The organism is Thioalkalivibrio sp. ALJ7, assembly GCF_000376865.1.
GTDB lineage: Bacteria > Pseudomonadota > Gammaproteobacteria > Ectothiorhodospirales > Ectothiorhodospiraceae > Thioalkalivibrio.
In genome coordinates, this window is the sequence record NZ_AQXQ01000009.1 from 141,390 (window position 1) to 161,957 (window position 20,568).

Annotated in this window: 20 protein-coding genes; 12 read left to right on the forward strand and 8 right to left on the reverse strand. The window is 67.3% G+C overall.

What is annotated here, in order from left to right:
- Positions 1-10 precede the first annotated feature (10 nt).
- Both gluQRS and dksA read right to left on the reverse strand, forming a co-directional pair.
- Positions 11-949 carry a tRNA glutamyl-Q(34) synthetase GluQRS gene (gene gluQRS / locus D002_RS0104540; protein WP_026181520.1) on the reverse strand — a complete coding sequence of 313 codons (939 nt, stop codon included), beginning with the start codon at positions 947-949 and terminating at the stop codon, positions 11-13.
- Between the two features lie 28 nt (positions 950-977).
- Positions 978-1,430, reverse strand: coding sequence for an RNA polymerase-binding protein DksA (dksA, locus tag D002_RS0104545; RefSeq protein ID WP_018140725.1), 453 nt, complete (start codon positions 1,428-1,430; stop codon positions 978-980).
- A 168-nt stretch (positions 1,431-1,598) separates the two neighbouring features.
- Between dksA and D002_RS0104550 the strand changes: the two genes are divergently transcribed.
- On the forward strand, positions 1,599-2,363 hold the full coding sequence (locus D002_RS0104550) for an HAD family hydrolase (RefSeq protein ID WP_018140726.1): 765 nt from the start codon (positions 1,599-1,601) through the stop codon (positions 2,361-2,363).
- Positions 2,364-2,417: 54 nt separating this feature from the next.
- Here the strand turns inward: D002_RS0104550 and D002_RS0104555 are convergent, their stop codons facing one another.
- A complete protein-coding gene (locus tag D002_RS0104555; RefSeq protein ID WP_018140727.1) occupies positions 2,418-3,125 on the reverse strand; it encodes a MarC family protein in 708 nt (235 codons plus the stop codon).
- Between the two features lie 544 nt (positions 3,126-3,669).
- Here D002_RS0104555 and cysM point away from each other — a divergent pair.
- Genes cysM through kdsB form a run of 9 tightly spaced genes read left to right on the forward strand, consistent with a single transcriptional unit; the run spans position 3,670 to position 10,962 of the window.
- Positions 3,670-4,581 (forward strand): cysteine synthase CysM, encoded by a 912-nt coding sequence (gene cysM, locus D002_RS0104560; RefSeq protein WP_018140728.1) that lies wholly within the window; start codon positions 3,670-3,672, stop codon positions 4,579-4,581.
- Positions 4,578-5,384: a 3'-5' exonuclease gene (locus D002_RS0104565; RefSeq protein WP_018140729.1), complete on the forward strand. Its 807-nt coding sequence runs from the start codon at positions 4,578-4,580 to the stop codon at positions 5,382-5,384. The genes cysM and D002_RS0104565 overlap by 4 nt, the downstream gene beginning before the upstream one ends.
- Complete coding sequence (rlmD, locus tag D002_RS0104570) at positions 5,384-6,706, forward strand: 23S rRNA (uracil(1939)-C(5))-methyltransferase RlmD (protein WP_018140730.1); 1,323 nt, start codon at positions 5,384-5,386, stop codon at positions 6,704-6,706. The genes D002_RS0104565 and rlmD overlap by 1 nt, the downstream gene beginning before the upstream one ends.
- A gap of 29 nt (positions 6,707-6,735) precedes the next feature.
- Positions 6,736-7,374 carry a MotA/TolQ/ExbB proton channel family protein gene (locus D002_RS0104575; protein ID WP_018140731.1) on the forward strand — a complete coding sequence of 213 codons (639 nt, stop codon included), beginning with the start codon at positions 6,736-6,738 and terminating at the stop codon, positions 7,372-7,374.
- Complete coding sequence (locus D002_RS0104580) at positions 7,371-7,799, forward strand: biopolymer transporter ExbD (RefSeq protein ID WP_018140732.1); 429 nt, start codon at positions 7,371-7,373, stop codon at positions 7,797-7,799. Before D002_RS0104575 ends, D002_RS0104580 begins: the two co-directional genes overlap by 4 nt.
- Positions 7,800-7,819: 20 nt before the next feature.
- Entirely contained in the window at positions 7,820-8,962 is a 1,143-nt protein-coding gene (locus D002_RS0104585) for a glycosyltransferase N-terminal domain-containing protein (protein WP_018140733.1), read from the forward strand.
- A gap of 2 nt (positions 8,963-8,964) precedes the next feature.
- On the forward strand, positions 8,965-9,987 hold the full coding sequence (lpxK, locus tag D002_RS0104590; protein ID WP_018140734.1) for a tetraacyldisaccharide 4'-kinase: 1,023 nt from the start codon (positions 8,965-8,967) through the stop codon (positions 9,985-9,987).
- A gap of 3 nt (positions 9,988-9,990) precedes the next feature.
- Positions 9,991-10,185 (forward strand): Trm112 family protein, encoded by a 195-nt coding sequence (locus tag D002_RS0104595; RefSeq protein ID WP_018140735.1) that lies wholly within the window; start codon positions 9,991-9,993, stop codon positions 10,183-10,185.
- Between the two features lie 9 nt (positions 10,186-10,194).
- Positions 10,195-10,962, forward strand: a complete 768-nt coding sequence (kdsB, locus tag D002_RS0104600; RefSeq protein ID WP_018140736.1) for a 3-deoxy-manno-octulosonate cytidylyltransferase — start codon at positions 10,195-10,197, stop codon at positions 10,960-10,962.
- Between the two features lie 201 nt (positions 10,963-11,163).
- Here the strand turns inward: kdsB and D002_RS0104605 are convergent, their stop codons facing one another.
- From D002_RS0104605 to D002_RS0104625, 5 genes are all read right to left on the reverse strand, one after another.
- Complete coding sequence (locus D002_RS0104605; RefSeq protein WP_018140737.1) at positions 11,164-12,024, reverse strand: PA4780 family RIO1-like protein kinase; 861 nt, start codon at positions 12,022-12,024, stop codon at positions 11,164-11,166.
- Between the two features lie 183 nt (positions 12,025-12,207).
- Positions 12,208-12,363, reverse strand: a complete 156-nt coding sequence (locus D002_RS13780) for a hypothetical protein (protein WP_018140738.1) — start codon at positions 12,361-12,363, stop codon at positions 12,208-12,210.
- Positions 12,364-12,607: 244 nt separating this feature from the next.
- Positions 12,608-16,060: an AAA family ATPase gene (locus tag D002_RS0104615; RefSeq protein ID WP_018140739.1), complete on the reverse strand. Its 3,453-nt coding sequence runs from the start codon at positions 16,058-16,060 to the stop codon at positions 12,608-12,610.
- A 7-nt stretch (positions 16,061-16,067) separates the two neighbouring features.
- Entirely contained in the window at positions 16,068-17,348 is a 1,281-nt protein-coding gene (locus tag D002_RS0104620) for a metallophosphoesterase (RefSeq protein ID WP_018140740.1), read from the reverse strand.
- A 148-nt stretch (positions 17,349-17,496) separates the two neighbouring features.
- Positions 17,497-18,219: an HAD family hydrolase gene (locus tag D002_RS0104625; RefSeq protein WP_018140741.1), complete on the reverse strand. Its 723-nt coding sequence runs from the start codon at positions 18,217-18,219 to the stop codon at positions 17,497-17,499.
- A gap of 125 nt (positions 18,220-18,344) precedes the next feature.
- On the opposite strand from D002_RS0104625, the gene D002_RS0104630 reads away from it, so the two are divergent.
- Positions 18,345-18,926, forward strand: coding sequence for a cytochrome b (locus D002_RS0104630; RefSeq protein ID WP_018140742.1), 582 nt, complete (start codon positions 18,345-18,347; stop codon positions 18,924-18,926).
- A 5-nt stretch (positions 18,927-18,931) separates the two neighbouring features.
- Positions 18,932-20,530 carry a hypothetical protein gene (locus tag D002_RS0104635; RefSeq protein ID WP_018140743.1) on the forward strand — a complete coding sequence of 533 codons (1,599 nt, stop codon included), beginning with the start codon at positions 18,932-18,934 and terminating at the stop codon, positions 20,528-20,530.
- Positions 20,531-20,568 lie beyond the last annotated feature (38 nt).

The following is a 20,568-nucleotide window of genomic DNA, read 5'->3' on the forward strand; positions in this document are numbered from 1 at the left end:
TGGCGGCAGTCTACCGCCTGTCAGGTCCAACGGGCAGGGTTGCCGACAGCAGCAGAAGATCGCGCAGGCCCGAGTCTCGCAAGCGGCTAAGGGCCTCGCTCAGCTGCTGTTCCGGTGTATCCGGAGTGGAGGGGTCGGAGGGGGCCAGTCCGATGCGGGTCAGGATCGCAGCCAGTTCCTGTCGCACGGCGTCCGTACGCACGCCGACGGCGCCAGTGGCCTTCGCCAGTTTGGCCCCGTCACCGGCCACCAGCACAGGATGGTGGGCATGCCGGGGTCCGGTATGCCCAAGGGCCTGGTAGAGCTGTAGCTGCCGGGGGGTGGAACCCAATAGGTCGATGCCTCGGACGACGTGGGTAATGCCCAGTTTCAGATCGTCGACCACCGTCGCCAGTTGATAGGCAAAGATCCCGTCGGCACGACGAATCACGAAATCGCTACCCAGGGCCTCAAGGTCAAAGCTCACGAGCCCCAGGAAGCCATCCTCTACCTCCCAGTAGCGCTGCCGCGCCCGGGCGCGCACGGCCCGTGCCTCGCGCCCAGCGGGGAGCCCGTTACGGCAGGTGCCGGGATAGACCGGACCCTCCCAACCCGGTTGGCCAGTCGCGGTCAGGTCGCGCCGCGAGCAGGCGCAGGCAAACGCGTGGTCACCGTTCAGAAGGGTGTCCAGTGCGGCTTCATACGCCGGGGTGCGGTCGCTTTGGTGGGTCAGGGGGCCGTCCCAGCACAGGGCCAGGGCCTCCAGTGTCTGCAGGATCAGGGACTCGGCTGCGGGCCGCACACGCGGGCCGTCGATGTCGTCGATCCGAAGATGCCAGCGCCCGCCGTGATGGCGGGCGTCCAGCCAGGAAACCACTGCCGCTAGGAGTGAACCGGCATGGAGGGGCCCCGAGGGGGTCGGGGCGAAGCGCCCGACGTAGCCGGAGTCATTCCGGTGCGATGGGGTCACGGCCGAGGCCGAATGACCGTGGCGTGCTTTACGCCCGCTGCTTTTCCTTGATCTCGTCGAGCTGCTTGCAGTCGATGCACATGGTGGCCGTGGGGCGGGCCTCCAGGCGACGAATGCCGATCTCCACGCCGCAGGTCTCGCAGTACCCGTAGTCGTGGGTGTCGATCTTGCGCAGGGCCTCGTTGATCTTCTTCGACAGCTTGCGCTCGCGGTCGCGGGCACGCAGCTCCAGGCCGAATTCTTCTTCCTGCGTGGCCCGGTCTGCCGGATCGGCAAAGTTGGCCGCATCCTGGCGCATGTGGCCCACGGTGCGATCCACTTCCTCGGCCAATTCCTGGCGCCATGCCTGCAGCAGGCTGCGGAAATGGTCCAGCTGCTCCGAGTTCATGTACTCTTCGTCCGGCTTCGGCTGGTAGGGCGCAATACCCCCGGCGACCATGTGCTGGGTGGAGGGTTTGGCGGTCTTGTTGTCTGCAGCCATGCGGCCTTTCTCCGGCTGGAAAAATGAGGCGCACTTAGTACCAGAGTCCGGCGGGTTGGGCAAGTCCCGTGCCATGACAGCTTGCGCCCGGTAGCAATTGAGGATGCCCGCGAATCCGTGCATGGCCTGGAGTTTCAGTGAGATGGATAAGGACATGGAGAATACGGGATGACGCAATTGCAGGCGCTGATCTTTGACGTGGACGGCACGCTGGCGGACACCGAACGGGACGGTCATCGCATTGCCTTTAACAAGGCATTCGCGGAGGCCGGTCTGGATTGGGACTGGAATGTTGCCCGCTACGGCGAGTTGCTGAAGGTGACCGGTGGTAAGGAAAGGATTCGCCAATACCTGTCCGAGGACCATCCCGCGATCCTCGAACAGGCAGGGATTGATGACCGAATACGCGAACTGCACGCAGCCAAGACGCGCCACTACGTCGCCCTGCTCGAGACCGGTGCGATCCCGTTGCGCCCTGGGGTGCGCCGCTTGCTGGACGAGGCGGAGGCCGAAGGCCTGCGTCTGGCGATTGCGACCACCACGACCCCCGAGAACGTCACGGCCCTGCTGGAGGCCACGCTGGGGAAGGAGGGCCCATCCCGATTCGAGGTAATCGCGGCCGGCGATGTGGTACCGGCCAAGAAGCCCGCCCCGGACATCTTTTCCCATGCGCTGGACGCGATGGATCTGCCCGCAAAGGCCTGCCTGGCACTGGAGGATTCCGATAACGGAGTGCGCTCCGCGCGGGGTGCCGGCCTGAAGGTGGTCGTGACCACCAACGATTACACGCGAGACCAGGATTTTGCCGGAGCAATGGCGGTTCTGGATGGCCTGGGTGAGGTAGATTCACCGGCCTGTGTGTTAGCCGGCCCGGCGCTACCGGGCGCGGTGCTCGATATTGCCACCCTGCGTGACTGGTTCGCCAGAGCGTAGGGTCGGGCCCGCGTGGGCTGAGCGCGTCCCAGGTGGGATGCGTACGCCATGGGGTCAGTCGTTGTCGCGTGGCGGGAGGCGCGGGTCCTCGACCTCGGTTTCGTCGAGCACCTGGGTGTCCAGAAGGAAGCCGACCGCTGCATCGCTCACACCATTGATCACGAATTGCACCGCCAGTACCGCCAGGATCAGGCCGAAGACCTTGGTCAGGATGTCCTTCCCGGTGTCGCCCAGGTACTGAACGATGTAGCGCGAATAGATCATCGCGTAGTAGCAGGCGACCATGCAGGCCAGCACGCCGAGGAACACGAGCCCCGTGTGGTAGACGGTCGGGGCCTCGCTGGTCAGGATCATCACCGTGGCGATCGCACCCGGGCCGCTCATGAACGGGATCGCCAGCGGGATCACCGAGATGTCCTCGGTCACCTGTCCCTTGTCGGCCTTCACCTCTTCGGCGGTCTCCTTCTCGGTCGCCCCCTTCTGCCGGATCATGCCGATCGCGATACCGAACAGGATGATGCCGCCGGCGATGCGAAACGCCGCCAGGGTGATCCCGAACAGCTGAAAGATCACCCCGCCCAGCAGCGCGAAGGCGAACAGCAGCGAGGTGGCCACCTTCACCGAGCGCAGTGCGATCGCCCGGCGCTTCTCCTCCGAGGCGCGCGGCAGCATCGCCGTGAAGATGAACGCCGTGGTCAGCGGGTTCACGATCACGAACACCGCCAGGAAGGTGACGACCAGGTATTCCAGCAACACAAGCATGTGTTCGAGCTTAGGCCGGAATCTGCAAGGTTGCGAGGTGGGCTCGCGCAGGTGGTCGGGTCACACCGATCGCCACGGCGCGGCGCGCCTCGCGATGACAGTATTCTTTTCCGACATCATTGCGAGGCCCCGCAGGGGCCGTGGCACAAAAGCGCGAAGCGCGTTGAACGGCCGCAGGCCGGCCCGAAGGGCGAGCGCAGCGAGTAACCTCCGGACGCAACCCCCAACGTCGGTCCTGGCAAGCGCCGAGGGCGCCCATAGAGATCGCCACGGCGCTGCGCGCCTCGCGATGACGGTGCCCTTTTGGTGTCATTGCGAGGAGCCAAGCGACGAAGCAATCGCCTGACGCTTGCGGGGCGCCCGAAATCCGGTTCCGGTGGTTCCGGACGGAAGTTGCCGCGCCCCGGCGGGATCTCGCGATGACGGTGCCCCCTTCGCGTCATTGCGAGGAGCAACGCGACGAAGCAATCTCCATGGGAAGCCCCGACGCCGGACCGTCGCGTGCATGGGCAGGGACGGGGCCCGGTCGTTATACTCTGCGCGCATGAAGAAACGCCTGCATCCTGAATCCTTCCCGACCCTCGAGCACTTTGTCGGCAACACGCCGCTGGTGCGCCTGCAGCGCATGGCGGCGGACCTGCCGTCCACCGTGCTGGTGAAGCTCGAGGGCAACAATCCCGCCGGTTCGGTCAAGGACCGGCCCGCGCTGAACATGATCCAGGCGGCCGAGCGCCGCGGGGACATCCAGCCCGGCGATACCCTGATCGAGGCCACCAGCGGCAATACCGGCATCGCGCTGGCGATGGTCGCGGCGATGAAGGGCTATCGCATGATCCTGGTGATGCCGGACAACATGTCCGCCGAGCGCCGCGCCTCGATGAAGGCGTTTGGCGCCGAGCTGGTGCTGGTCTCGCGCGAGGAGAGCATGGAGGGCGCGCGTGATCTGGCCGACCGGATGGAGGCCGAGGGTAAGGGCCGGGTGCTGAACCAGTTCGGCAATCCGGACAACCCCGATGCCCACTACATCGGGACCGGGCCGGAGATCTGGCGCGACACCGAGGGCACGGTGACCCACTTCGTCTCGGCGATGGGGACCACCGGCACCATCATGGGGGTGTCGCGCTATCTGAAGGAGCGCGACCCCAGCGTGCAGATCGTCGGCGTGCAGCCCACCGAGGGATCGTCGATCCCCGGTATCCGGCGCTGGCCGGAGGCGTACCTGCCGACCATCTTCGAGGCCTCGCGCGTGGACCAGACCGTGGACGTGACCCAGGAGGAGGCCGAGGACACCATGCACCGCCTGGCCACAGAAGAAGGCATCTTCGCCGGGGTCTCCTCCGGGGGGTCGGTGGCCGCTGCGCTGAGGCTCGCGGCGCAGACCGAAGGCGGCACCTTCGTTGCGATCATCTGTGACCGCGGCGACCGCTACATCTCCACCGGCGTGTTCCCCGCATGAGTGCCCCGATTCTGATCTTCGATCTCGAGACCGTTCCCGACATCGACGGCGCCCGGCGCCTGCACGACTTCGAGGGCCTCGACGATCACGAGGTGGCCGAGGCGCTGTTCGCCCTGCGCCGCGCGCAGGCCGGCACGGAGTTCCTGAAGCACCCGCTGCACCGCATCGTCTCCATCGGCGTGCTCTACCAGGGTGGCGACGCGCTGAAGCTCTCTGCCTTCGGGCGCGAGGGCGATGACGGCCAGGCGCCGACCGAGGCCGAGCTGCTGGGCCAGTTCTTCGATGTAATCGACAAGCGCACGCCGCAGCTGGTCAGCTGGAACGGCGGCGGCTTCGACCTGCCGGTTCTGCACTACCGCGCGCTGGTCAACGGTGTGCAGGCCCCGCGCTACTGGGAGCAGGGCGACGACGATCGCGAGTTCCGCTACAACAACTACCTGTCGCGCTTCCACTGGCGCCATGTGGACCTGATGGACGTGCTCGCCGGCTTCCAGGGCCGCGCGGTCACCAGCCTCGACATGATGGCGAGCCTGCTCGGCTTTCCCGGCAAGCTGGGCATGGACGGCTCCCAGGTCTGGCCGGCCTGGCGCGACGGCCGCGCCCGCGAGATCCACGACTACGTGGAGCACGACGTGCTGAACACCTATCTGGTCTGGCTGCGCTTCGAGTACATGCGCGGCAATCTGACCGACGCGGCCCTGGCCAGCCGGCAGCAGCAGCTGGCCGAGTACCTGGAGGCCAGCGGCGCGGCCCACCACCGGGAGTTCCTCGACGCCTGGCAGCCGGCCGGACGCGCGGACTGATGGCACGCATCGACAAGACCCCCTTCGAGGCCACCATCGAGGAGGTCACGCTGGATGGCCAGGGCGTGATCCGCCGCGATGGCAAGGCCTGCTTCATCCACGGGGCGCTGAAGGGCGAACGGGTGATGGCCCAGCAGACCGGGCGCAAGCGCCGTTTCGATTCCGCCGAGGTGGTCGAGGTGCTGGAGCCGGCCGCGGGCCGAGTCGAGCCGCCCTGCGAGTTTTTCAGCCTGTGCGGCGGCTGCAAGCTGCAGCATGCATCGATCGAGACCCAGCGCGCGATCAAGGAACAGGCCCTGTTCGACGCCCTGGAACGCATCGGCCATGTCACCCCCGAGGCTCGTTTCGATCCGCTGACGGACACCACGCTGGGCTATCGTCGGACGGCGCGTCTGGGCGCGAAGTACGTCCCGAAGAAGGGCGGGGTGCTGGTTGGTTTTCGCGAGCGCGGGAGTCCGTACCTGGCCGAGATGACCCACTGCGAGGTATTGCACCCGGCCGTGGGCCAGCGTATCCATGCGCTGCGCGAGTTGATGGATGGTCTGCAGGCACGCGATCGTCTGCCGCAGATCGAGATCGCGGTGGACGATGACGAGCGCGTGGCGCTGATCTTCCGCAACCTGGACCCATTGTCGCCGGCCGATACCGAGCGACTGTCGGCCTGGGCCGAGTCCGAGGGTATCCAGCTCTACCTGCAGCCCGGTGGCCCGGACACGGTGGAGCCGCTGGCCGGTCCCATCGAGCCTCTGGTCTACCGGCATCCGGACTACGGCGTGTCCGTACCGTTCATGCCGACGGATTTCATCCAGGTGCATGCGGGTATCAACCGCAAGATGGTCCCGCAGGCGCTGGCGGCGCTGGATCTGCAACCGGACCATCGGGTGCTGGACCTGTTCTGTGGCCTGGGCAACTTTACCTTGCCGCTGGCGCGCACCGCGGCCGAGGTAGTCGGGGTCGAGGTGGATGATGTGATGCTCGCGCGGGCGAGCAGCAATGCCCGCGACCAGGGCATTGCCAATACCCGTTACGAGCGGGCGGACCTGGACGACGTGGAGGCGTTGAAGAATGCCGCGTGGCTGGGCGAGCGTTTTGACCGGGTCCTGCTGGACCCACCGCGCACCGGTGCCGCCGCGGTGATCGAGGCCCTGGCGCCGAAGCACATCGAGCGCATGGTCTATGTCTCCTGCAACCCGGCGACGTTGGCCCGTGACGCCGAGCGCCTGGTGCATCATCATGGCTATCGCCTGGAGCGGGCTGGGATCATGGATATGTTCCCGCACACCGCGCACGTGGAATCCATGGCCGTATTCCGGCGCGCCTGACGCGCGCACCGCTACCCGAGGGGGATTGCATGCTGGAGATCGTACAAGCGGGCGGGTGGCTGATGCTGCCGATCCTGCTGTGTTCCGTACTGGCCGTGGCCATCGTGCTGGAGCGGTTGTGGACATTGCGCCGCTCGCGTGTGGTGCCACCGCGTCTGCTGACCTCGGTGTGGGAACAGATGCGCACGCAGGGGCTCAAGCTGGACGATATCCAGCGCCTGCGGGCCGGCTCGCCCCTGGGCGCGATCCTGGCGGCGGGGCTTGCGACCCATGACCGGGCCCGACAGATCACCCAAGAGAGCATCGAGGAGGCCGGTCGGCGTGTTGCGCATGAGCTCGAGCGCTACATGAACACGCTCGGCACCATCGCGATGATCACGCCGCTTCTGGGCCTGCTGGGGACCGTGGTCGGGATGATCGAGGTGTTCACCGTAATCACGGAGATTGGCGTTGGCAGCCCGCGTGACCTGGCCGGCGGGATCTCGCAGGCCCTGATCACCACCGCCGCGGGGATCGGCGTAGCCATCCCGGCGCTGGCCTTCCATCGCTACTTCCGCGGGCATATCGACGAGTTGGTGCTGGAAATGGAGCAGGAGGCCACCAAGCTGGTCGAGGTGATCCACGGCGAGCGCGAGGCCGGTGCGGTCGAGGGTGGGGCGAAGGCGTGAACTTCCGTACGCCACGCCGCCAGGAAGAACCGGGCGTCAACCTGACGCCGCTGATCGATGTGGTGTTCCTGCTGCTGATCTTCTTCATGGTTTCTACCACCTTCGATCAGCACGCGGACATCGAACTGACGCTGCCTTCAGCCGATCGCGAGGCCGAGGCGGTCGAGCGTGCGTGGATCGACATCGTGGTGGACGCGAACGGCAATTACTTCATCAACGGCCAGGAGTTGATCAACCGCCGCGCCGAGACTCTGGAGCGGGTGCTCTCCGAGGCCCGCGAGGGCCGTGAGGATGACCCGGTACTGATCCGCGCCGACGCCAACGCCAGCCACCAGTCGGTCGTGCGCGCCCTGGACGTGGTCGGCCGCCTGGGTATCACCTCGGTCTCCATCGCCACCTTGGGGAGTGGTGGTGAGGACGATTGATCAAGCTCCGGGGTGCATTCATGGCCGATGAGGCGGCGGGCTACGGGGACCGTCTGCTGCCGGTATGGCGTGCAATCTGGAAGGACTACAGGAAGGGCGACGGCAGCCGGGCCCGGGCCCGACGGGGGTTTCTGACGCCGCCCGGGGATCGTGGGCGGCTGATCTGGGTCAAGGCGGGGGGTACGCCGGAGGACGTGCGCCTGGGGATCGAGCTGCTCGGGGCGGTGCGTGACAAACGCCACGACGTGCGCATTGTCCTGACCTTCGAGCAGGACTACCCGGCGCTCTTCGAACGCCACATGCAGCCGTTTCGGAAGGTCGGGGTCGGTTATGGGCCCTGTGACCGGCCGCGAGTGGTGCGGCGGGTGCTGGAGCGGTTTCAGCCCCATGGCATCCTGCTCGCCGGCGGGCAGCCCCCTGCAAATCTGCTGCGCTCGACGGCCGTCCCGGTGATTGCGGTCAATACGGCACCACCCGTCGGGACCGTACCCGCGGTCGCCGGGTTCTGGCCCGTCGATGCGAAAGCGGAGCAGGGCTGGCCACCGGAGGCTCGAGGGACGACCCTGCCTCCGGCGGATCCCCAGGCGCGCTTTGTCGAGGCGCAGGCCGATGTGGTCCTGCGCTCGCTGGTTGGGGGTCGTGTGGAGCGCCTGTGGTGGTGGCATGGCACGGCAGGCGACTGGCCAGCCTGGCAGGCGGCCTGGCAGGCGTCGGGCTGGGGCGGGACCGACATCCTGCTGGCGAGTCTGCACGATGTGCCCGAAGCACCGCGGTCCGAATTGCCGGGTGCCGATCTCGCGATCTCCGGCTGGGACCGGTCGCCGCTGGCGCCAGGCACGATCCTGCATCTGGACGACCGGCGCTGGCTGGCTGCGGCGGCCAGTGCGGCTCATGCGGTGCACCTGGCCGCACCCGACCGCCAGGCACTGTGGCAGGGCCTGGCCGGAGGTGCGGCGGTGAGCCTGGGCGAGGCGCCGGATGCCAAGGTACCCTGCCCGGTGCTGGACGCGCCCGATGCTGTGCTGGGGGCCTGGAACGACCTGCGCGACGATCCGGCGGCGCGGCGGCAGCAGGGCGATGAGGCCCGGCGGCGTTTCTGGGAAGAACGGCGCCAGGTGGATGCCAACTTTGATGCTGTATTGCAGCAGGTCTGGGACTGGTAGCCATGGGCTCTTTCCAGGCGTGGCTTGGGGCCCGGTTGTGGGACCAGTGGGGTCAGCGCGGACCGTTCGCGGCGGCCATGTTCCCGCTTTCGCTGGTGTATGCCGGACTCGCCGAGTGGAATCGCCAGCGTCAGGAACAGGCCCGGCGCGATATTACGATCCCGGCGAAGGCGGTGATCGTGGTCGGGAACCTGACCCTGGGCGGCAGTGGCAAGACCCCAATGGCGGTCTGGCTGGCCAAGCGCCTGCGTGCCGCTGGCTATCGTCCCGGCATCGTGAGCCGGGGGTATGGGGGTCGCGGTGATGTGGCCGGGATTGCGGTAACGCCCGAGTCCGACCCAGTGGTGGTCGGGGACGAACCGCTATTGATTGCCCGGCGCACCGGGGTGCCGGTGCAGGTGGACCGGGATCGTGTGCGCGGGGCGCGGGCGCTGACGGATCAGGGTGTGGACGTGGTGATCGCCGATGACGGCATGCAGCATCACCGGCTGCCGCGCGACATCACCATCCTGATGGTCGATGGGCGCCGTCGGTTCGGGAATGGCCTGTGTCTGCCGGCCGGGCCGTTGCGCGAGCCGAAGCGGGCGCGGGAACGGGCGGACTTCGTGATCGTCACGGGCGGCGAACCGGAACCCGGCGAGGTCCCGATGGAGCTGGTCCCTGCCAGCCGCCTGCAGCGGGTGGACGGGGCCGAGCAGTCGCGCAAGCCCAGCCGATTTGCCCGGCGGGATGCCCATGCGGTCGCGGGAATCGCGGACCCGGAACGCTTCTTCCGTACCCTGGAGGCGGCGAAGATCGGTATCATTCGGCATCCGTTCCCGGATCATCACCGCTTCCTGCCGCATCAGATCCGTTTCGACGACGACCTGCCGGTTCTGATGACGGAGAAGGATGCCGTAAAATGCCGGTCGTTTGCGCAGGACAATCACTGGTACTGGCCGATTGCGGCCCGGTTGCCAACCACTTTCGAGCCGGCGCTGCTCGCGCGTCTGGAGACCGTCAGTCGGCTCAAACACCTGGGGTAATGCATGGACAAGCGTCTGCTCGATATTCTGGTCTGCCCGGTCACCAAGGGCCCGCTCAAGTACGACCAAAAGAACCAGGAGCTGATCTCCGTCTCGGCGGGGCTCGCCTACCCGATCCGTGACGACATCCCGGTCATGCTGGAGGACGAAGCGCGCACCCTTTCGGAAGACGAGAAGGAACGCTGGCGCGAGGCCTGAGTGCGCGGCATGACCGGTTTTGTCGTGGTGATCCCGGCCCGCATGGCCTCCAATAGGCTGCCGGGCAAGCCGCTGGCAGCGGTAGCCGGGCGGCCATTGATTGCGCATGTGATCAGCCGGGCGCGGGAGAGTGCCGCGAGCCGTGTGATCGTGGCCGGGGATGATGAACGCATCCTGGAGGTCGCCCGCCAGTGTGGTGCGGAAGCCTTCCTGACCGATCCCGAACTGCCCTCCGGTACTGATCGGATCGCCGCGGTTGCGGCCGCCGAGGGCTGGGGCGACGAGTCGATTGTGGTGAATCTGCAGGGGGATGAGCCCCTGACACCGGGGCCACTGCTGAATGATCTGGCGGCCCTGCTGGAGCAGACCCCGCAGGCGGATATGGCGACGCTGGGGGTGCCGATCCGCTGTGCCCAGGACCTCGCTGACCCCAACCAGGTCAAGCTCGTGACCGACCACCAGGGGCGGGCCCTGTACTTCTCGCGTGCCCCCATCCCCTGGGATCGCGAAGCCCATCGTGCGGGGGCGAGCCCGTCGCTGGATCAGGCGACCCGTCATCTGGGCCTCTATGCCTACCGCGCCGGCTTTCTCCGGCGCATGAGTGCCGAGCCGCCGGCGGCACTGGAACGGCTGGAGCAATTGGAGCAACTACGGGCGTTGGCGATGGGTGCCTGGATTCAGGTGGGACGCCGGTCCGAGGCCCATCCCCCGGGCGTGGATACGCCGGAGGACCTGGATCGCGTCGACGCCTTCCTCTCCGGCACGACCCGGGTGTAGTGCGCTGGCCGACTCCTGATCGGCCCTATCCTTCGCGGGCGGCGGAAATGCCGCTGATTCGGCCGGACTCGCCGCGATGTTCGCCTGCAAGCAGGCTCCTGCAAGGTCTTGCCCCACGTTGGAGCCTGCTTGCAGGCGAATGGACGTCAACGAAGCTTCGATCCTAACCAGGGTCGGGCCCGGAAATCGCAGGCCCGCGGTTTACTGGTTATCCGGGTGGGTTGGATCGAGCGCGGCCAACTCGGCCTCGTGCTCCAGGCGCGCGTCCTCGATCTCGTCGAGCACGCCTTCGACGTCGGCGGTCTCTTCGCTGTGCTCGAAGTGGCCGGTCAACGGCGTTTCCGGCGTCAGATCGCCGTTGGCGAACAGCTCCCAAATCTCGTGGGCGTACTCCGTCTCCAGCAGCGCGGGAGCGGCCCGGCCGAAGGTCGCGCGCATGTTGTTCACATCGCGTTGCAGCATGCGGAAGGCGTTGTTGTTGCCGGCGGCATTGACGGCCTGGGGGAGGTCGATGATGACCGGCCCCTGCGCATCCACCAGTACGTTGTACTCGGACAGGTCGCCGTGGATCAGGCCGGCGCACAGCATGCGCTGGATCTGGCGAATCATGAAGGCGAACCATTCGCGCGCCTGATCGGCTGTCATCTCGACTTCGTGCAGCTGGGGCGCGGTGTTGCCGTCGGCGTCCAGGACCAGTTCCATCAACAGGACGCGGTCGAATACACCGTAGGGGGCCGGTACCCGTACACCGGCGTCGGCAAGGCGGTAGAGCGCCTCGACCTCGGCGTTCTTCCACTGGGTTTCCTCGACCTCGCGGCCATGACGTCCGCGCCGGGCCATGGCCCGCGCGTCGCGGCTGCCGCGGACCTTGCGGCCTTCCTGGTACTCGGCCAGCTTGTGGAAACCGCGATGCTTGGCTTCCTTGTACGCCTTGGCGCAGCGCGTCTCACCGCCGCTGCTGACGATATAGATGTTGGCTTCTTTGCCGCTTTGCAACTGGGCGAGGACGTCATCAATTACGCCGTCTTCGACGAGCGGCTGGAGGATCTTGGGGGTTTTCATGAGTGCGTACTGGGTCGGCGGGACGAAAGACGCCGACCCGGGGGGCCGGCGGCGCGTGTTCCAAAACTAGGGTAGAAAGACCTTGGGCTTGTGCTTCTCCGCCTTGGCGGCGCGTTTTTCCATTAAGGCAACACTGCTCAGTGTTGCCTTATGTTCTTTTCGGCCTTCTTCTTGTTGTCACGCTTACGATCCATGGTCTTCATGGGGTGGATCCTCCGGGGCGCCGGATGCGCCATCCGGCTGTTTGCGTGCCCGTTTCTGCTGGCGTTTCTCTTCCTGCTTGGCGGCTTTCTTCAGCTCGCGCTGGCGTTTTTCGTATTGGTAGTTCGGTTTGGCCATAGGGCAGCAGGGTCTCCATTGAGGTTTCGCCAGCAAGGCGGGGGGTCACGAATTGTGGTCTCTCCACAATAGCACCGAATCCTCGCGGCGGGGGTCAGCGCACATTGAAGGTCAAGGGCCGGTAACAGGAAGACAAGAAGCGTAAGCAGGTTCCTGATGGGATGACCGGGTGATCCTAAGCTCGACCACCATTATCTTCCTTCCAGTCTCCTTAACGCTTTTCGGGCTTCCGTCATTGCGCCACTCAGGTGGGATGGAACAACGCGGTCTGGAGGGCGCGGGCCAGGGTCTGGCCTTCGGTGACGGCGGCTTCCGGTGTGGAATGGTAGGGCTTGAGGGTCGCGATCACGCGGTGCTCGAGTTCGACATCGGTCAGGACGGGGCTTGGGTCGATGTAGCCGTTATCGTTGAGCCATTCTTCGAGGCGCTCGCGGGCGCTGGTCTGAAAGCGCTTGACCGTGCCGTTCTCAAGCTCGCGCAGGAGCGGTTCGGCTGCGCCATTCAGTTGTGTGGCCAGGTCGGCGACGGCGTCAATGAAGGTCGCACTGACCGCCTCGGAGGCCTCCAGGGCAGCGCGATCCACCGGGCGGCCGCGACCCTGGCGCCAGGCGCGAATCCATGCGCGCACGGCGTCGCTGCGCGCCAGAAGCATCTGTTGGTCGGTGGACTCCAACAGGGAGTCGGCCGGGCTTTGTAACAGTGATTCCAGTGTGCCCAGACGATCCACGCCGAGCTCCAGCAAGTGGTGCAGCAGGTCCAGGCGGTCGCGCAGCAGGTGGAACAGGTGGATGCGAGCCGGATCCTGCCAGCAGTCGATCAGCGGGACGCCGCCGATCCGCTGAGCATAGTCTTCGGGCGTATCGCGGCCGGGGGCGGGTACGGGGTTGGATTCCGGAAAAGCCAGCTGTTTGTCGCTGGCCAATGTTTGCTGCCCCCAGCGGCGTGCGGCCAGATCGATGATCTCGACGCTGGAATCCTGCGCCTGCCAGTAACGGGCGTCTTCGGGTTGGGCGGTCAGGTAGAAGACCTGACGGCCGGCCTCGTGGGCCAGTGCCTGCAGGCTTTCCGCCACGGCCCGAAAGCGATCCGGGTCTGCCGTGCCCAATGCCTCGTCGAGAAACAGCGGGAGCGCGCTGCGCCCGCGCTCGGCCTCCAGGGCAAAGGCGATGCGCACGGCCAGGAGAAGCTGCATGCATGTGCCGCTGGAGAGCTCCGTGAGCGAGCGGGTGGACCCGCTGGCGGTCTCGCGGGCGGTGAACCGCGCCGAGGTGTGAGGCGAGAACTGCAGCTCGTACTGATGGCGGGTAAAGCGCTGGAACCACTCGCGGGCCTGGCGCAGGGCCGCGGGCTGCACCGACTGTTCGTGTTCGGCCTCGACCTGATCCAGCAAGAAGTTCCCGGCCGTGGCGAACAGGGCTTGATCCAGGCGCTCCGACAGGGCATCGCGGGCCTGTTCGCGTCGGGCGCGGGCGGTTTCCAGCTGACGCGCGTGGCCGGCATGGTCGATCGCGGCCTCGATGCGGGCGATCTCCTCGCTTAGTTGATCGCGGGCGGCCGCCTGGTCTTGCAGCGCCTGGAGCTTCGCTTCCAGAGCCTCCGCGTCGTTAGCCTCGACTTCCTCCAGCAGGTCCGGGCGGTCTTCGAGGTGGCGTCGGCGGTCGCGCTCGCGCTCGTGGACCTGACCCAACTTCGTGTTCAGTTCCCGCCAGCCGGGCCACTGGCGCAGCCGCTCGCGCAAGGTCGGTTCATCGCCATCTTCCAGACCGGCGTCCTTGTAGAGTGTGGCGATCTGTTCGCGGGTCCGGATCGCGTTGGCTTGCGCCCGCTCGAGGTCGCGCCGGGCGGCCTCTTTTTCGTGCTGCGCGGTGTCCCGCGTTTGCAGCCGTGCCGCAAGGCGATCCAGACGCTGGGCCAGGCTGTCGGCCGAGGGGGCCGGGTCTGGAGGGGTGACGCTATAGCGGGACAGAAAGGCGATGACGGGGGTCCGGGTGGTATCCAGCTCGGTCGCCAGGTGCGCCTGCTCGGAACGGGCCGCGTTCACGGCCTGGCGGGCCCGGTCGTGGTTTGCGCTCAGGTGGACCCAGCGCTGCAGCGAGGCATCCAGGTGGCCGGGGTCGAAGCCGACCTGTTGGGCGATGGCGGTCAGCCGGTCTTCTTCCTGGTCCCGGGCCGTGCGACGCTCCTGGAGTTCGCGTTCAAGTTGGGCGCGCCGCTCCGCCGCTCGCCGCCCGGTCTCTGCGGTTTCCAACTCCTGTTCCAGCAGGGCAAGGCGCTGGCGGACCGGGTCGGTCTCCCAGTTTGCGGGGGGTGTCAGGCCGGTATCACGGAAGCGTGCCTTTGCGGCTTCGCGCGGGATGTTGTCCGTCGTTGGGCGGCCGAGGATGTACGTACCCCAGGCGACTGGTAGCGCGAGTGCAGCGAACGCGAGGTGCACCAGCATCGCCGCCGTGCCGATCGCGGCGGCCGCGGCGACCAGAGCGACCCCGGCGGCGAGACGACGCAGGCCGCTCCAGGGTGCTGGGCTTGGAGCGCCCAACCAATGCAACAGCTCGTCGCGCCCGCGCCGCAGTGCGTCGGGTGCGGCCAGGGCGTTCTCCACCGGGGGCAGGCTCGTGAGTTCTTCCTCACGCCGCTCGATGCCGGCCCGTAGCGTACGCAGGGCCTCCAAGGCCTCTTCCACCCGGTGGAGCGTGTCCGGGTCCAGAGCGGGGGCGGCCACCGGTGTGCCGCCCAGGTCTTCGTTGGCCTGGTCCAGCGTGACCTGGGCCTCGTGCAGCTTGCTCGAGGCCTGTTCCAGCCGTCCTTCCAACTCCTGCAGCCGGCGCACCGCGGGGCGTTGGGCGTCCACCGCATCCGTGTCCAGATCGAGGTCGGCCAGCCCGGTCTCGTCGCGGCGCTGGCCGGCCTCCTCGAGGCGCTTACAGACGAGTTGCTGTTCGTCCTCCAGACGCCGCAACTCGTCCTGGAGCGGGGCGAGGCGTTGCAGCTCGTCGCCGCGAAGCGCGTCCAGACCGGGTGGGAAGGCCGCCATCCGGGTTTCGAGGTCCCGGTGTTCGCGGCGGGCCCCCAGCAGGTCCAGGGCCCGCGAGTACTGGTCGGCCTCGAGCGCGGCGAGCTGGGTCTGCTCGCGTTGCGCCTTCAGGTCGTCCAGGCGCTGCTCGTCGCGCTGCAGGCCGCGCTGCTGCTGCGCACACTCGCGCAGTTCCTTTTCCGCAGCGGTCAGCGCTTGCGACTCGCTGCGCGCGTGGGTGGTCTTCAGGTTCAGCGCAGGATCGTCGCGCAGGGCTGGCAGGTCGTAGCCACCGGCCAGTTCGCGGGCCAGGCGCTGACCGATCTCCTGTTCGGTGCCGTGGTCGGCGTTCAGCAGGTCCTCGATGCGCAGGGTGTAGCAGTCGATGAAGCGAGCATCCGGCAGCGGGGGCGCCTCGATGCGTTCGCCATTGCGGGACCAGTACAGATCGGTCCCCAGTCGATGGGTCTGCAGCGGGCCTTCGTCTTCGACGAAGGAGGCCTCGATGTGGACGCCTGTCTGGCGTAGTTCCTGCGCATACAGCACCGCTCGCACGGCCCGCACAAGGCTCGATTTCCCGGAGGCGTTGGGGCCGACTATCACGTTCACGCTGGGCCCCAGGGCATCCAGGCGGAAGCCTGGGTGGATGCCCGGCAGCCGGACGATGTTCAGTGAGTCCAGTTTCATGCCGCCCTCACGATTCGTGCTCGCGCTGGAGCAGGAGCCGGTCGAGGGCATGCAGGGCGGCGGCCTCCAGCTGGCGGGCGATGACCTCGTCATCGGGGGTGTCGGGGGCGAGCGCGCGATAGCGCGGGTCGTGAATCACCTGGGTGAGTGGTTCGCGGGCCTGGTCCAGCAGTTCGCGGCGGGCCGCGGTGTCCGGGCCTTGCAGCAGTTGGAGCTTGCGGGCCAGCAGTGCAGCGGGGTCGCTGCCCGCGGCCAGCTCCTCGAGATCCACGGCAGGCAGGGCGTCCAGGCGCCAGTCGTGGACGAAATACAACCGGCCCCCAAAGTCCTGCGGAGTGGTGCGTGGGTCGTCGGCATGCAGGCTGCGCTCCAGGGCATGGCGTTGATCGCTGCGCCCGGTGAAGCGCAGACGGCAACCCACGGCCGCGGGCCCGTGATTCCAGGTTTCCAGCTCGGCATGCAGGGCTTCCAGGGCCTCGGTCACGCGGCGGTGGATGTCGGCCGCTTCCTGCAGGGCATCCACGGCGATCTCGAGCGTATGCCAGTACAGCGGTGCCAGTGGAATCTGCTCAATGGCCAGGTGGCCATCCGGGTTGACCTCGAGACACCAGGGTCCGTGGCGGCCGGGCTCGCCCGGGTCCATGCCGGTCAGGGAGCCCAGATAGCCCATCGGTCGCGGTGCGGCGAGTGAGTCGGGGCGGTGGATATGGCCCAGCAGCCAGGCCTCGACTGGGGCCGCCTCCAGGTCTCGGCTGCGCACCGGGGCGTGCGGGCTGCGGGACTGGTCGCGGTCGCAATGCAGCAGGCCAACGGTGGGGCAGTCGGTCGCCTTGGGGAAGTCGCCCTCCAGCGGGCTGGTGGTGACGCGTGCATCGGGGAACGACCAGCCGGCCACCCGCAGGCGCTCACCGTCCTCGCGGTGCAGGTCGCGGGTCTCCCACTGTCCGCCGGCGCCCAGCAACTCGAAGGCGGGCAGGGATTCGGCGAGCCGTGGAAGGACCTGCACATCGTGATTGCCGGCAACGCCGAGTACACGTATGCCCGCCTCGGTCAGGCGTTCGACCCCTGCTCGGAGGTCGCGGTAGGCCTCGTAGAAGTCGTCTTCCTGTTCGACCACGTCGCCGGCCAGGAGCACCGCGTCCATGTCCTGTTCCACGGCGTAGTCGACGGTGCGGCGCCAGGCAGCGGCCGGGCTGAGGTTCGCGATACCCAGCGCCTCGTCCACCGCCGGCGGGATGCGCGAGGGCTGGCGGCCGAGGTGGATATCGCCCACGCACAGGAGCTTCATGGACGCGGGGAGGCAGTCGGGGTCATGGGCGCAGTTTGGGAGAATCGTGGGGTAAAGCCAATCCCGGAGCATGGGATGGGTCCCTTCATCGGTTCTGCCCTTGTGGGACCCTGCAAGCAGGCTCCCACGGGTGTGGTCGTGCGCGGGGTCAGGTTTCGATGCCGAGTTGCCGGGGGAGCTGGCCGAGGCGGCCGAGGGTCAGGCAGGGGCGAGGGTGACCGTGCTCCCAGGGCAGGGATTGCGGGTTGAACCAGGCGGCGCGGAAGCCGGCCTGCAGGGCGCCCAGCACGTCGGCGTTGCTGTCGTCGCCGACGTGGAGGATGGCCCCGGGCGTCACGCCCGCCTGCTCGCGGGCCTGGTGGAAGATGCGCGGGTCCGGTTTGGCGGCCCCGGCCTCGCCGGCGGCGATCGCGAAATCGAAATGGTGCCCCAGAGGTGTGCGAAAGACATCGGCGTTGCCGTTGCTGATCGCACCGAGCCGGAAGTGCCGACCCAGTTGGTCGAGGACATCCTGCGCCTCGGGGTAGGGCGTGACCTCGTTGCGCGCATGCCAGAACACCTCGAAGCCCTCGCCGGAGAGATGGTCCGGGCAGCAGCCGCAGGTGTCGGCAAGCTCGCGCAGCCATTGTTTGCGCAGGCCGGTGAGGTCATGTCGCTCGTGGGCGGGCGCGGCGCGCATGAAGGCGGTGCGCGCCTGGATCAGCGCCTCGGCGTCAAACCGTTCACAAACGGCCGGGGCATGCTCGCGAAGCCAGGCATAGAACCGCGCCTCGGCGTGATGGATCACCGGCATCACCGGCCACAGGGTGTCGTCGAGGTCGAACGTCAGGCAGCGGATGCCGGACAGGTCGGGTGGATTCTTCGGTAGCATGCCCGTAGCTTAGCGGCGCTGCGCGCCTTGAGGGGCATGCCGCTAGTGGGGTTGGGGAAACCCTTCCGGTTGCGATCAACGAACACCCCCTGCATTTTGAAGACCGGTTTGAGCGGGAGCAGGATATGGATACCGAAAATGCCCAGCGTTGGCCGCGCTACGCCCGCAGCCAAAGGGTCCTGCACTGGTTGATCGCTGCCCTTGTGCTGGGTGCGCTGGTACTCGGCGGAACGATTGGTTGGTTTGGGTTCGAGGGGTTGCAGGAGCGATTTGGAGCGGCGGGGACGGACCGGATCTATACCTGGCACAAGTCCTTCGGCGTGCTGATCCTGTTTCTGATGGTGGCGCGGGTGGGCCTGCGCCTGCGTCATGGCAAACCGCCTTACGCCATGGCGCTGCCGCGGGCTCAACGAATCGCCGCCGAGTCCGTACACGGTCTGTTGTATGTGCTACTCATCGTGATGCCGGTCATCGGCTGGTGGGCCACCGCCGCCGGCGGCTACCCCGTGCAGTTGGGTCCGTTGTTCCTGCCCGGGTTGTTCCCGGAGAACGAGGCGTTGTCGGAGGTCCTGTTTGGCTGGCACCGGGCGTTGGGCATTGCCATTACCCTGCTGGCGCTGGGACACATCGCGGCGGCGTTACATCACGCGCTGGTGCGTCGGGACGGTGTGATGCAGCGGATGACTTTCGGCGGGGATCGGTCCTGACCGTCATGCTGCGCCTGCTACTGGTATTGGCGGCGCTGAACATCGTCCTGCTGGCGTTTGAGATCCCGCAGTACGCGGCCTTCGGCGGGCACTGGCTGGCATGGGAGGCGTTGTTCCTTACCGGGCTTTTTGCCCTGCTTCCGGCGGGCCGTTTGGCCCACTTTCTGGCCTGGGCCGCTGGTTTGGTGCTGCTCTCTCTGGTGGTGCTGACCCTGTTTGACGCCCTCACCCGGGCCAGCCTCACACGCCCCTTGAACGTCTGGCAGGACTGGATCCTGCTGGATGCGGTGTACCGTCTGGTTACCGGCAATCTCGGCCTTGTCGCCACTATGTTGCTGGGATTCGTGCTGGTGGTGGGCTTGATGGCCGTGATCTGGGGTGCCCACCGCGGTCTGTTCGCACTTTCATCGGGCGGCTCGAGATGGCGGCGAGTGCCAGCGGCCGCTGCGGCGGGCCTGCTGGTCGCGGGATTGGTCGGGACCCTGGCGGACCTGCGTGGCGTTGCGCCCCCTGGGACGGTGGCGCCTGGCGCGGGACTGGTCGCGCAACAGGTCACCGCCGCACAGGGCGCCGCCGCCGATAATCGCCGCTTCCGTGATGAACTGCAGCGTTTGTCCCACGAGGCCAGTGCGCAACCGCTCCCGGGACTCTCGGGGGTGGACGTGACGCTGGGCCTGATCGAGTCCTATGGGGTCTCGGCGGTGTTCGACGATCGCTATGCGCCCGTCATTCGTCCCGTACTCGACGCGCTCCAGGCCGATCTGGAGGCCGCCGATCTGCATGTGGCGACGGGGGTGCTGGAGGCGCCGATTGCCGGCGGACAGTCCTGGTTGGCACAGGCCTCGCTGCTCGCCGGCCTGCAGGTGCGCTACGCCGGGCATTACGCGGCATTGCAGACACAACCGCGCGACACGCTGGTGCAGGATTTCCGGGAAACCGGGCATCACACCGCGATGCTGGCCCCGGCCATTCAGCTCGACTGGCCGGAAGGGCGTTGGTTTGGCTGGGACCGGATCGTCGATAAGCATGCCTTTGACTACGCGGGCCCGCCCTTCTTCTGGGTGACCATGCCGGATCAGTACACTTGGTCGTTCTTCGAGGAGCAGGTGCGGGCCCCGAGCGATGAGCCGATCTTCGCCATGCTGGCGCTGGTGAGTTCGCATGCGCCGTGGACGCCAATCCTCCCTGTGATCGAGAACTGGGACACGATCGGCGATGGTGAGGTGTTCCACGAATGGGCCGGGAAGGGGCCGACGCCGGAAGCCCTGTGGCGGGACTTTGATCGGGTGCGCGAGTACTACGCGGAGTCGGTGCGCTATTCGCTGGAGGTCACCGGGGGCTATGCCGCGCGCTATGCGGACGAGGACACGCTGTTTTTCCTGCTGGGGGATCACCAGCCGGCGGCGTTGATCACTGGGCAGGACGCCAGTTGGGCGGTGCCGGTGCATGTGATCTCGGGCGATCCGGAGTTGCTGGAGCCGTTCCGCGCGCGCGGCTTTGTGCCCGGGATGCAGCCGCCGTCCGAGTTTGCCGAAGACGGGTTTGATGCCCTGCGAGGCTGGCTGCACGACGCGTTCGGCGCGTCCTCCGAAGTGGATGGGTGACGCGGCTTGTCCGCCGTCGGCCGAGCGCCTCGGTTGTC